The organism is Phaeobacter sp. G2 (assembly GCA_025163595.1).
Lineage (GTDB): Bacteria > Pseudomonadota > Alphaproteobacteria > Rhodobacterales > Rhodobacteraceae > Pseudophaeobacter.
In genome coordinates, this window is record CP104100.1 from 79,646 (window position 1) to 92,888 (window position 13,243).

At 58.2% G+C, this 13,243-nt stretch carries 9 protein-coding genes and 1 tRNA gene; 4 read left to right on the forward strand and 6 right to left on the reverse strand.

What is annotated here, in order from left to right; translation table 11 throughout:
• From mtgA to N1037_00445, 5 genes are all read right to left on the reverse strand, one after another.
• Complete coding sequence (gene mtgA, locus N1037_00425; GenBank protein ID UWS79515.1) at nucleotides 1-741, reverse strand: monofunctional biosynthetic peptidoglycan transglycosylase; 741 nt, start codon at nucleotides 739-741, stop codon at nucleotides 1-3.
• Between the two features lie 152 nt (nucleotides 742-893).
• On the reverse strand, nucleotides 894-5,426 hold the full coding sequence (gene gltB / locus N1037_00430) for a glutamate synthase large subunit (GenBank protein UWS79516.1): 4,533 nt from the start codon (nucleotides 5,424-5,426) through the stop codon (nucleotides 894-896).
• A 12-nt stretch (nucleotides 5,427-5,438) separates the two neighbouring features.
• Complete coding sequence (locus tag N1037_00435) at nucleotides 5,439-6,275, reverse strand: hypothetical protein (protein ID UWS79517.1); 837 nt, start codon at nucleotides 6,273-6,275, stop codon at nucleotides 5,439-5,441.
• Nucleotides 6,276-6,301: 26 nt separating this feature from the next.
• Nucleotides 6,302-6,742 (reverse strand): GFA family protein, encoded by a 441-nt coding sequence (locus tag N1037_00440; GenBank protein ID UWS79518.1) that lies wholly within the window; start codon nucleotides 6,740-6,742, stop codon nucleotides 6,302-6,304.
• Between the two features lie 33 nt (nucleotides 6,743-6,775).
• Complete coding sequence (locus N1037_00445) at nucleotides 6,776-8,221, reverse strand: NAD(P)-dependent oxidoreductase (protein UWS79519.1); 1,446 nt, start codon at nucleotides 8,219-8,221, stop codon at nucleotides 6,776-6,778.
• Nucleotides 8,222-8,473: 252 nt separating this feature from the next.
• Between N1037_00445 and N1037_00450 the strand changes: the two genes are divergently transcribed.
• Nucleotides 8,474-9,280: an undecaprenyl-diphosphate phosphatase gene (locus N1037_00450; GenBank protein UWS79520.1), complete on the forward strand. Its 807-nt coding sequence runs from the start codon at nucleotides 8,474-8,476 to the stop codon at nucleotides 9,278-9,280.
• Between the two features lie 584 nt (nucleotides 9,281-9,864).
• A complete protein-coding gene (locus N1037_00455) occupies nucleotides 9,865-10,992 on the forward strand; it encodes a hypothetical protein (GenBank protein UWS79521.1) in 1,128 nt (375 codons plus the stop codon).
• Between the two features lie 191 nt (nucleotides 10,993-11,183).
• Here the strand turns inward: N1037_00455 and N1037_00460 are convergent, their stop codons facing one another.
• Entirely contained in the window at nucleotides 11,184-12,173 is a 990-nt protein-coding gene (locus N1037_00460; GenBank protein UWS79522.1) for a complex I NDUFA9 subunit family protein, read from the reverse strand.
• Between the two features lie 244 nt (nucleotides 12,174-12,417).
• Between N1037_00460 and N1037_00465 the strand changes: the two genes are divergently transcribed.
• Both N1037_00465 and N1037_00470 read left to right on the forward strand, forming a co-directional pair.
• A complete protein-coding gene (locus tag N1037_00465; protein UWS79523.1) occupies nucleotides 12,418-12,849 on the forward strand; it encodes a globin in 432 nt (143 codons plus the stop codon).
• 121 nt (nucleotides 12,850-12,970) lie between these two features.
• A tRNA-Leu gene (locus N1037_00470) sits at nucleotides 12,971-13,057 on the forward strand.
• The last annotated feature ends 186 nt before the right edge of the window (nucleotides 13,058-13,243 follow it).

Sequence of the window (13,243 nt, forward strand, 5' to 3'; positions counted from 1 at the left end):
TCAATGCTCGAAACAGCCCGCACGCCCATCTGCGCGGATGGTGGCCGCTCCATCTCGAATTTTTGCGGCCCGCCGTTTGAGATTCTGGCTCGGCCGCGCCGCAGAACGTTGTTTTGGATTTGGCAAAACCGCAGCGATCAACGCCGCCTGACGCGCGTTCAATTCATCTGGACCAACTCCAAAATAGTGCCGCGCCGCCGCCTCCGCACCAAAAATGCCTTCATCCATCTCCGCCACATTCAAATAGACTTCCAGAATGCGCCGCTTGCTCCAGATCGCTTCCACCACGGGTGTCAGCAGGGTTTCCAGCGCCTTGCGCCCCCAACTGCGCCCCTGCCATAGAAAGACGTTTTTCACCACCTGCTGCGACAAGGTAGAGCCGCCACGCTGGCCGCCCTCGGCAAGGGCAGCGCGAATCGCCCGCACATCAATGCCCCAGTGCTGACAAAACCGCGCATCCTCTGCCGCCACAACCGACCGCGCCAAAACCGGAGCCATGTCCTCCAGGGGTACCCATTCCTGGTCGACATCGCCAAGACGGCGCTTTTCGCTCCAGATTGTATGGGTGGTTGGTGGGTTCACCACCGAAAACAGCGTGACCAAAAGCACCGCCCCTAGGGCAAATGCAAACACCCCCCGCAGGATCCACCGCCGAAACCAGCGCAGAGGCTGCGCCAAACGGGCTTTGATCCAGGATTGGCCTGATTTGTTCTTTTTGGTCTTTTTCGCTGCCTTTGCCATGTCTCTCTATAAGATAGCCAAGCCCCCAAAACCAACCAAGAATCGCGGCGCGTTCTTGTGGGCTCCGCCGCGAGGAAGCGCAGCCCAAAAACAAAAAGCCCCGCAAGCGACCAGCTTGCGGGACAATTTTGTAACAGCAGATCTGTCTGGGCTTATTCAGCCGGAACCGCTGATTGTTCCAGGCTCAAAGGATGCGCCAGCTTGTCCAGCATCTCGGTTGGGCAGACCTGCAGGAAGTTGCCCTTCTCCAGATCCCAATTCTGCAGGATCTCTGCTGCTTTGCCGCTTCCGGTCTCTTCCAGATGCCGCTCGATCAACGTTTTCAGCTGGCTTTCCCAATGCGCCACAGTCACCGCACAGGTTACCAGACCTTCCATATTCATCATGGTCTGTGCCTTGCCTTCTGGATCATAGAGATAGGCCATGCCACCGGTCATACCAGCGCCAAAGTTGGCGCCGATCGAGCCCAAAATCACTGCTACACCACCGGTCATGTATTCACAGCCGCAAGCGCCACAGCCCTCGATCACCACCGACGCACCGGAGTTGCGCACCCCAAAGCGTTCACCGGCACGGCCCGCCGCAAAAAGATACCCATCGGTGGCACCATAAAGAACGGTATTGCCGACAATGGTATTCTCGCTGGCCGTCAGCGGCGAAGACATCGGCGGGCGCACCACAATGGTCCCCCCTGACAGGCCTTTGCCAACATAGTCGTTTGCATCACCAGAGACTTCCAGCTTCAGCCCCGGTGCCGCAAAGGCCCCCAGCGACTGCCCGGCAGAGCCCTGCAGTTTCACCGTCAGGTGATCCGGCTGGAAGGCATTGCGCATGCCAAAGTTGCGCACGATATGGCTCGAGGTGCGGGTACCCACGGAACGATGGGTGTTCTGCACCGCATAGGACAGCTGCATCTTTTCGCCATCCTGCAAGAAACGCGCCGCATCGCGGACAATTTCGCTGTCCAGCGTATCCGGCACCGCGTTGCGCTCCTTATCGCGATTGTAGACGATATCAGCCGCGCCATCGACAGTGATCAGCAGCGGGTTCAGGTCGAGGTCATCGAGGTGGGCCGAGCCACGCGACACCTGCGCCAGCAGATCCGCACGACCGATGATGTCATCCAAACTGCGCGCGCCGATAGAGGCGAGAATTTCCCGCACCTCCTGCGCATAGAAGGTGATCAGATTGACAACCTTATCCGCATTGCCGGTGAACTTGCCCCGCAGTGCTTCATCCTGGGTACAGACACCCACAGGACAGGTGTTGGATTGGCACTGACGCACCATGATGCAGCCCATGGCAATCAGCGCCGCGGTGCCAATGCCGTATTCCTCGGCGCCCAGCATCGCCGCCATAACGATGTCGCGCCCGGTGCGCAGGCCACCATCGGTCCGCAGGGTGACGCGTTCACGCAGGTTGTTCATCGCCAGCACCTGATGCGCCTCGGTGAGGCCCATTTCCCAGGGCAGACCCGCGTATTTGATCGAGGTCGCAGGCGAGGCCCCGGTACCGCCATTGTGGCCCGAGATCAGGATGATGTCGGCCTTGGCCTTGGCCACGCCAGCCGCGATGGTGCCGACCCCGGAAGAGGCCACCAGTTTCACGGTCACCTTGCAGCGCGGGTTGATCTGTTTCAGATCGTAAATCAGCTGCGCCAGATCCTCGATCGAATAGATATCGTGGTGCGGCGGTGGTGAGATCAGGGTCACACCCTTGGTCGAGTGGCGCAGACGGGCAATCAGATCGGTGACCTTCATCCCTGGCAACTGGCCACCCTCACCGGGCTTGGCCCCCTGGGCCACCTTGATCTCCAGCTCTTCGCACTGGTTCAGATATTCAGCAGTGACGCCAAAGCGCCCCGAGGCCACCTGTTTGATCTTGGCAGACGGGTTGTCGCCATTGGGCTCCGGTACAAAATGCGCCGGATCTTCGCCGCCTTCGCCCGAATCGGACTTGGCGCCGATGCGGTTCATCGCAACATTCAGGGTCTTGTGGGCCTCAGGCGACAGGGCGCCCAAGGACATGCCCGGCGTGACAAACCGTTTGCGGATCGAGGTGATGCTTTCCACCTCTTCAATCGGCACGGCTTTGCCCATGGGCTTGATGTCCAAGAGATCACGCAAATGGATTGGCGGGTTGCTTTGCATCTTTGCGGAATACTGCTTCCACATCTCAAACGAGGCACGGTTGCAGGCCATTTGCAGCATATGCATCGAGCTTGCTTCCCAGGCATGTGTCTCGCTCGACTTGCGGGCCTTGTAGAACCCACCGATGGGCAGGATGTTTTCTGCACCCTTCCAGCCCTTAGCATGAATCTCCTCAGCCTTGACCTGAATACCGCTGACACCGATGCCGGAAATCCGGCTGGTCATACCAGGGAAGAACTCAGCACACATAGCACGGGACAGGCCAACGGCCTCAAAGTTCAGACCACCGCGATAGGAGGAGATCACCGAGATACCCATCTTCGCCATGATCTTGAGCAGACCCTGGTCGATGGCATCGCGGTAGCGCGCCACGTTTTCAGTCAGAGTACCATCCAGCAATCCGCGCTCGATGCGATCCGCCAGCGAATCCTCGGCCAGATAGGCGTTCACCACGGTGGCGCCACAGCCAATGAGCACGGCAAAGTAATGGGGATCGACACATTCCGCCGCCCGCACATTGAGCGAGCAGAAGGTGCGCAGCCCCTTGCGGGTCAGATGCGAATGCACCGCAGAGGTCGCCAGGATCATCGGCATCGCCACACGGGTTGCATCCGAGAACTGATCGGTCAGCACCAAGTGACCAGCCCCCGAGCGCACCGCGTCTTCGGCCTCGGCGCGGATACGGTCCAGGGCCTTGCTCAGCGATCCTTCGGCGGGATCAAAGGAGCAGTCGATCTCGACCAGGGGCGCGTTGAACTGATCAGCCAGTTTGTCCCACTGGGCATTGCCGACAAAGGGGCTTTCCAGCACCACAATTTCGGTCTGACTGCTGTCTTCATCCAGCACGTTCTTGAGATTGCCAAAGCGGGTCTTCAGCGACATCACCCGGAATTCCCGCAAGCTGTCGATGGGCGGGTTGGTCACCTGGCTAAAGTTCTGGCGGAAGAAATGCGACAGTGGACGGTACTGTTTGGACAGCACAGCCGAGGGCGTGTCATCCCCCATCGAGGCCAAGGTCTCTTTGCCATCTTCGGCCATCGGAGACAGGATCTGCTCCAGCTCTTCGATGGTATAGCCAGCGGCCACCTGACGGCGACGCAGTTCATCACCGCTAAAGATCGGCACCTCGGTCACAGTGGCAAGGGTGGAATCCACATCGTTGATCTTGCTTACCCAGTCACCAAAGGGCAGCGCCGCAGAGAGTTTATTCTTGATCGCGGTATCGTGGTAGAGCTTGCCCTTCTTCATATCCACAGCCAGCATCTGGCCGGGGCCAAGCGCGCCTTTTTCCACCACCGATGCTTCGTCGATTGGCACCATGCCCGCCTCGGAACCGGCAATCAGCAGGCCATCACCGGTCACCACATAGCGCATTGGGCGCAGACCGTTCCGGTCCAGGCCAGCGCAGACCCAGCGACCATCGGTCATCGCCAGGGCAGCAGGGCCATCCCAGGGCTCCATCACCGAGTTGCAGTAGGAATACATGTCGCGCCAGGCCTGTGGCAGCTCGACCGCCTGTTTCGACCAGCTTTCGGGCACCAGCATAGTTTTGGCCATCGGCGCAGAGCGACCGGCGCGCACCAGAACCTCGAACACGCCGTCCAAAGCCGCCGAATCAGAAGCACCGCCTGCGATGATCGGTTTGATGTCTTCGGCGTGGTCGCCAAAAGTGGCGCTGGCCATGCGGATTTCATGGCTCTTCATCCAGTTGACGTTGCCCTTCAGGGTGTTGATCTCGCCGTTATGGGCCAGCATGCGGAAAGGCTGCGCCAACCACCACTGCGGGAAGGTATTGGTAGAATAGCGCTGGTGATAAATCGCAAAGGAGCTCTCGAAACGCTCATCCATCAGGTCGGGGTAGAAGACCGCAACCTGTTCAGCCAGCATCATGCCTTTGTAGATGATCGAGCGACAAGACAGCGACGCCAGATAAAGCTCGCCGATGCCTGCTGCGGCGGCGGCCTTTTCGATGCGGCGACGGATCACATAAAGCTCGCGCTCGAATGTATCCTCGTCCACCCCCTTGGAGTTCGAGATCAGAATCTGTTCGATCTCGGGGCGGGTGGCGTTAGCTTTTTCGCCCAGGCAGGTCACATCAACGGGCACATGACGCCAGCCATAGATGTAATAGCCCATACGCAGCACTTCGGTTTCAACGATGGTCCGGCAGGTTTCCTGGGCACCAAAATTTGTGCGTGGCAGAAAGACCTGACCAACCGCCATCAGCTGATCTTCGCGGGGCTCATGACCGGTACGTCTGATTTGATCATAAAAGAAGGGAGCCGGGATCTGCACGTGGATCCCAGCGCCGTCGCCGGTTTTCCCGTCGGCATCAACGGCGCCACGGTGCCAGATCGCTTTCAGCGCATCAATACCAGCTTCAACCACACTGCGGCTGGCCTTGCCTTCAACGGCAACCACCAGGCCCACACCACAGGAGGAATGTTCTTCTTCCTCAGTATAAAGACCATTGTCGGCCATCCACTTGCGCTTGGTTTCCTCGGCGCGGACCCAGTCAGCATCAAATTTGGTCATGAGGTTCTCCGATCAATTAGTGGCATAGCTTGTCGCAAGCTGGGCATGTGTTGCCCGATTGTTGTTAAGGTCTTCAGCGCGCTCTCCCAGCCTTCGTGGTAGGGCGCTGATTTTCTGCATCAGACTGCGCATTCTCGTTCGATCATTCATCCAGGCTGCATCGACAATCGGATACAACACACCTGCCTCTCGTAGAGGATCGATGACATCATGGCTGCTACGATCGGCCAGGAAATGGTCAATTTGGGCCCCCTGAGCAAAGGCCTGCCAGTGCAGGCTATCCTCTGCATTCCAGCGGCCATGCAACAGGGTATACTGTATCTGAGACCCCAAGGTCTCATTCAGTGAGGGGCGGGAAAACTCGGGGATCCGTGCACGGGCCTCAGCCCAGCGAAGATCGGTGGGAAAGGTCTCCGGGCGCGGGCAATACTGCGGTGCAAAGGCCAGGGCACAATCGGCTCCGATCTCGGCCGCATAGGACATTGCACCATAGCCGCCCATGGAAACGCCGACTGTCATCAACCGTGTCAGCCGGTGGCGCGCGACATACTCAGAAATCGCCCGCAGAACCGCCGATGAGAAATCGCGCCCCTGAAACCACCCCTGACGACGGTCGGTCACAAATATACAATGGCGCGCGCCCTGGTTTGAAGCACTGGCTGCAAATTCCAGCAGGCCGCGCTTCGCCGCATTGGCGTGATAGCTGGTGAAAACCACAATCCCACCGCCTTCTACACCGTCTTCGCGGCCCGCAAGCGCGCGAATATCCGCCCCAGCCTCATCACAGAGGCTGCGTGACTTCAGGCGAAACATTGCCTGACGGAGTGATTTGCGGATCCCGATTTTCATAGTCAGTCAGCAAAGATCACAGTGACCTAGCTATCCCCTTCTTCTTCTGCTGCCGCCCGAAAGGCTTTCATTACATCTGCTTCGGTCATTTGCCGTTGGTTTCCAGCAAAGGCGTAGCCTTCGGGTTTCTTGTCGATAAAAAACTCCAGGTCGAGCGTGGTCCCGCCTGCATTGTCAAAGAGGCCAGCCGCCATATTGGTTTGGCCGTGGAGCTCACCGGGGACCGTCATCCGATACCAAAGCATCGAACCGCACTCAGAACAAAAGGCGCGCTCTGCCCAGTCTGATGAGACAAAGGTCTTTACCGGCCCCAAAGCAGCATAGCCAGAGGCCGCCGGGATGGTCATCAGAGCCGAACTGGTCCAGCGGCGGCACATGTCGCAGTGACAGGCACGCAAGGTATTTTGCGCCGGTGTCATCGAGACAGTGACGGCGCCGCACATGCAATTGCCCTTCAATTCACTCATGACCCATGGCTCCCTTGCGGTGGCTTTTCCAGGTTACTCGGCCGCAACCTGTGCAGCAGCACTGTTGAAACGCTCAACCAGAGCATCAGCGCAGTCGCGGCCGTCCTTGATGGCCCAGACCACCAGCGAGGCACCGCGCACGATGTCACCAATGGCATAGACGCCGTCCAGATCGGTGGCTCCGGTGCGGAACGCGGCCTTGACTGTGCCCCAGCGGGTCACCGGCAGGTCGGGCTGACCCCAAAGAGTGGGCAGGTCTTCGGGTTCAAAGCCCAGCGCCTTGATCACCAGATCGGCCTCTTCGACGTAGTCCGCGCCCTCGATCACTTCAGGAGCCTGACGGCCCGTTGCATCGGGCTGGCCCAGGCGCATCTTTTGCACCATGACACCAGCAACCTTGCCACTGTCATCGGTAAAGCCCTTGGGCGCGGTCAGCCATTCAAACTGTACGCCTTCTTCTTCGGCGTTCTGGGTTTCACGCTGCGAGCCGGGCATATTGGCGCGGTCACGACGGTACAGACATTTGACCGAGGTCGCGCCCTGACGGATCGAGGTCCGCAGGCAGTCCATCGCGGTGTCACCACCGCCGATAACCACAACCTTTTTGCCCTTTGCGTTCAGGGTGCCGTTTTCAAACTCTGCAACAGTATCGCCAAAATTCGAGGCCCGGTTGGCTGCGGTCAGGAAATCAATCGCTTTGACGATGCCAGTGGCCCCCGAGCCCGGCGTTTCCAGATCGCGGGATTTGTACACGCCTGTGGCGATGATCACGGCGTCATGTTTGGCGCGAATCTCATCAAAGGTGATGTCGGTGCCGATGTTGCAGTTCATCACAAAGGTGACGCCGCCATCCGCCAGCAGCTGGTTGCGGCGCATCACCACGTCTTTTTCCAGCTTGAAGCCGGGAATACCATAGGTGAGCAAGCCACCCGCGCGGTCGTAGCGGTCATACACAGTCACCTGGATGCCAGCCTTGCGCAGCATGTCCGCTGCCGCCAGACCACCAGGGCCGGCACCGATGATGCCAACGCTTTCGCTGCGCTCCTGCGCTGGGGCGTTGGCTTTGACCCAGCCTTTGTCCCAGGCAGTATCGGTGATGTATTTCTCAACAGCGCCAATGGTGACGGTGCCATGGCCGGACTGTTCAATCACACAGTTGCCTTCGCACAGCCGGTCCTGCGGGCAGATGCGACCGCAGATCTCGGGGAAGGTATTGGTGGCCTGGGAGGTCTGATACGCCTCTTCCAGACGGCCAGTAGCGGTCAGACGCAGCCAGTCAGGAATATTGTTGTGCAACGGGCAATGAGACTGGCAATAGGGCACACCACACTGGCTGCAGCGACTGGCCTGCTCTTCTGCCTTGGCCGCAGCGTACTCCGAATAGATCTCGTCAAAGTCTTCGCGACGGGTGTCAGCGGCACGCTTTTGCGGCATATCGCGATCAATCTTCACGAATTTGAGCATCGGTTGCTTGGCCATGGGCGAACTCCCTAGTTTAGCTGGCTGCGACAGGCCCGAATAAGAGCGCTGCGGTATATTGGTCAACAATGCTGACCTAAAATGACCAGCTTCTACCCCTGATACTGCTTATCGCCGGAATGTACAGTAATTTTGAGTCCGATTCGGTCCTAAAAGCTCCCTTCCCTATCCAACAGCAAGATTTATACAGAGACATGCTACCCCGGCCCTGCCCCGACTCAGCCAGGGAACCTCAGTCCAGGACTTTATTTTATGCCATTTTTACAGCTTGTACTTGTCGCGCTGATCCAGGGGATTACCGAATTTCTCCCGGTTTCCTCCTCCGGCCACCTGATTCTCCTGCCTGGATTGACCGGCTATTCAGATCAGGGCCAGGTGATCGATGTCGCCGTCCACCTCGGCACTCTGGCGGCGGTGGTGATCTTTTTTTGGCGCGATGTGCGCATGGGTCTGGTTGGACTGACCCGCCTTGCCTGCGGGCGGGCCGATACCGAAGGGGCCCGGCTGGCCCTGGGATTGATCATCGCCACCATCCCCACGGTACTGTTTGGTGCTTTCCTGCATTTTTCCGGTCTCAGCGACGCGCTGCGTTCACCAGCGGTGATTGGCTGGACAATGCTGGTCTTTGGCATCGTGCTGTATATCGCCGATCAAAAAGGCCGCGAGCAAAAGATCGCCAGTGACTGGGGAATACGGGATGCGCTGATCATGGGGCTTTGGCAGATGATCGCGCTCATCCCAGGCACCTCGCGCTCTGGTATAACCATCACCGGTGCGCGTCAGCTGGGCTACAAACGTGAAGATGGCGCCCGCATCGCCATGCTGATGTCAATTCCCACCATTATCGCCTCGGGCGTGCTGCTGGGCACAGAAGTGGCGCTAGAGGCCAATATGGCGCTGATCCGCGACGCGGGCATTGCAGCGCTTCTGGCGATGCTCTCGGCGCTGGCAGCGCTGAGCCTGATGATGCGGCTGCTGCGCTCGGTCAGCTTTACCCCCTATGTCATCTACCGGGTGATTCTGGGCCTGGTTCTGCTCGGCTATGCTTACGGAGCCTAGGGGCTGACCCCTATTCATGGGCACATGGCAAAAGTAAAAGGGCGCTGGATTTCTCTGACGCATTCCGCCCAGTGGGACATTGACACAACCAAGCCTGTCGCTACAACGCATTAATCTATTGATTTACAATACTTTTTAGCGCAGCCCGAACTGCATCAGCCGAAAGAAGTGCGAGAAAAAAGTCTCGCAGATATCTGGCAGCCACCCGCCACCAAAAAAACGAGCCCTTCTGACTCTTTTTCCTTCTGGTTCAGAATAGAGGGCCAATATTCTTGTCCAGCAAGCTTGACTGTCCTCTCCAGCGGACACGCGGAGATTTCCACATCGTGAGCCTCCTAATCCCGCGAGAAATCTGTTCTTTGGTCAGAAAAGTGACTCAAGGCGGAACCGCGAAAAACGAGGTTCCGAATGGCAAGTTTGGCGACTTGCAACTTCAAGCTCTCCCAGCTCTATCCAGGCGCGGGCGAATACCACCTCAACACTTGCGCCAACCCGGACTGCTCCAACTTTGGGCAAACCTTACGGACTCTGCAGAGCGACGGAAGACCTGGGAAGAAAAACGCCTAGATCTCACGGCAGACCAGATGGAGGTGGTCGCCAAGCACGGTCCAAGCGCTTACAAGCTCTCGGTAGCGGGCAAGAAGCAACGACGGGTCAGTTGCGCGTTCCAGTATCAGCGGGCCCCTCATGTATGGGCCGACCAGCGAACTGTGCGTTGCCAGGGGCACACCGTCGAGGGAAAGGTCTGCAACAGCGCGTTCTCCATCAAATCCCCGGCGCATCTCGATGAGGAGGTTGCCCACCTCCGCAATCACAACGGCATGCCGGATGGTCCAGGTTGTGGCGCCTGTGGCACCCGCTTCCTTGCCGCTCCGGAGGAATTCTCGCTGAACGGCGCACATCAGCGGACGCGGGACAGCAGCCACCGGCAAGACGATCGGTTTCTCCCGGATCTACGATCGTATCGCCTGGTTGGAAGGCGTGTTTCTCGCCTATGGGTGTCTGCGCCGACGCAAGCGAGCGGAGAACTCGACAAGGTCGTCGGGTTCCCGATCCTGCCGCGACATCTGCGTCGTGAGGTGAAGAACATCCCGTTCGACGGCCTACTCGATACCGATGTCCGCGGGGAACTGGCGCCGCGGGTCTACAAAGCCCCCCTGCAACCGGCGAGCACCTTAATGAACTCGCTCCGAGAACGCCTCAGCCTGGCGGACAGAGCTGGCAGCGGGGGAGCACGGATCGGAGGATCGTATGTTCTGGGAGCAATCTTCAATCCTGTGATGCTAATCTCGATCATCAACATCTTCCGGATCAACTACAACTTCTCCGAGTCCAGGGTCTATACGCCACCATACGAAGAAATCGACGACTTCACGAAGGCAGGAAAGCTGATACCGCGCGCCCGCCGTTCGCCGCAGCAGCGCATGCCGACAATGCGCCACGGTATGGATGCGCGCAAGCTCCGGAAGGGCGGGGGCGATGATGTGCCTGATCTCTACTGCGTGCTCTATCGGCCCTGGCTTTTTGCCGACACAAAGGTAGGCGCCAAGCTGGACCGATCGTGGAAACCTCCTGCGACCGAGGCAACTGCCCCACCAACAGACCACTCGGAATACAGATTCCAAGAGACGGAAGTCGCGCCGTTTCCTGAGATCATGGGTAGTCAGCCCGACTTACCGTCCGAAGAGGAGAGGACGACGGGCTGGACCTGACCCTGCAATAGCCCATCATCTTGTAAGAGTCTCATCTCCCGCCACAAGAAATGGCCGCGACGGTTCTCATCACGGCCACTTTTTTCGAGCCAGTTCTTACGATCTTTGTCCCACTGAGCGGAATGAGTCAGGATTTCTCCGCGCCCTTTAGTCATTCCGCTACCGATGGTTTTGGTATCAGCCGCTCAAGATCAGGCATCGCCCTTTAAGTTGCGCGCCGAGGCGGTCATCTCATCATACTGACCCGAGGGACGGAACTTCCACAGATAGCTGGGCAGGATCGGCCCCATCCGTTCTGGCGTGATCCCCAGATCGGCAAAGCCCCTGGCGCCCTCAGAAACCACATTGTCAGTGCCCAGGGTTTTCAGCTGATCCCGGCTCAGAACTTTGTTTTCGATCAGTTGCAGACTAATCGCTTGCAGCATGTCAAAGCCAAAGGCCAGCGGCCAGACCGCAAAACCAGGCAGCGAGACAATCACACGACGCCGCAGGATCACATCACACATCTGACGCATCAGCGCGGCAAAGCTCTTTACCTCTGGGCCGCCCAATTCATAGGTGCCGGGCGCGGCTTCCCCCAGGATCCCCTTGACTGCAGCGCGGGCCACATCGTCGACATAGACCGGCTGGAACAGGGTCTTGCCCTTGGCAATCGGCAGGATCGGCGACAGGCTCGCCATGCCTGCAAAGCGATTGAAAAATTCATCTTCGGTGCCAAAGATAACCGAAGGGCGCAGGATCACTGCATTGGGGAAGTGGCTGCGGACAGCCTCTTCGCCCTGCGCCTTGGTGCGGGCATAGTCGCTGTCGCCTTCTGCATCCGCCCCCAGCGCCGAGACATGTACCAGCTGACCAATGTCTTGGTCATGGGCAATCCGCGCCACCCGCGCAGCACCGTCAACCTGCACCGCTTCAAAGCTGTTTTTGCCATGGGCATTGAGAACACCAACGCAGTTTACCACTGCATCCGCCCCCTGCATCGCCGCAGCCACAGAGGCATCGTCACGGATGTTACACAGAACCGGCTCAACCTGGCCCGGCACGCCGTAGGGTTTGACATGCATGGCTTCATTGGGTCTGCGTACGGCAACCCGTACCCGCCAGCCCTCTTTTGCCATGCGGCGCGCGATATAGCGGCCGACAAAACCAGACCCGCCATAAATCGTGACCAGTTTGGACATCTCTTGGCTCCTGCAAATAGCTATGGCTCCGATCTACCGTTCCTGCGCTTTTCAAACAAGGCGCAAAACGCGAAGCCACAGGTACAATGGGGCCAGAAACTGCATTTGACGTTAACAAAAATGCCCTGAGATCCAGTTTCCTCTGTCACACATTCCAAACTAGCAATAAGTTCAGCAAAATACCGCGCAACAGACTTAAACATGTAATTAAAATACCTATTTACGATAGCCGAGGACGACTCCGATGGAAGCCAACGCCTGCAAAACTCTGGTGCTTCGCAGCCTTGAAAGTGATCGAATGGACCTCGACACTTTCATCCCTGCTTTTTATCAGCGCTTCTTTGAGGTTTGCCCCGAGGCCCGCGCCATTTTCCCAACCGACACTGCACGACTTGAGGCAAAGATACTCGCTTCTCTGACCCATCTGGCCGAAGCCCTGGAGAGTACCGAGAGACTGGATGGCATTCTCATCAAGCTGGGTAATATGCATCGCAAAATGGAAATTTCCGATGCGCATTTTGGCCAATTCATTTCCAGCTTCACCAGCACGCTTGCCGCGATCCTGGGGTCCGAGTGGAGCCAGGATACCGAAGAAGCCTGGACACAATTTCTAAGATTTGTCGCCAAAAGAATGAGCTTCTTTGCAGCCTCAGAACCTGCAGGCGAAGTGTTCTGATACCCTGACCAGACCAGTGCACAGATGTGGGACATTCAGGCCGTGACAGAGTTTTTGCAAAAATGTCAAAAATCCGTTTGACGCCCCCGACGCTGCAGCCTATACGCCCCTCACGACACCTGCCCAGGTGGCGGAATTGGTAGACGCGCTAGCTTCAGGTGCTAGTATTGGCAACGATGTGGAGGTTCGAGTCCTCTCCTGGGCACCACGCTTTTCTCCCTTTCTGGAAAACTTCCCCCCCATGCTCCAGCAGGGAGGCGTGCAAGGTAAATCGCCCCCAAACCCATCACGCCGAACGGCATGCCTGTGTCGGCTTAACCTCCCCTTCAGGCCAGGCCCTTAGAGTCAGGCTGCGGGCGTGCTCGCCCCTGAGGTATGTCCGTTTCCGCCGACC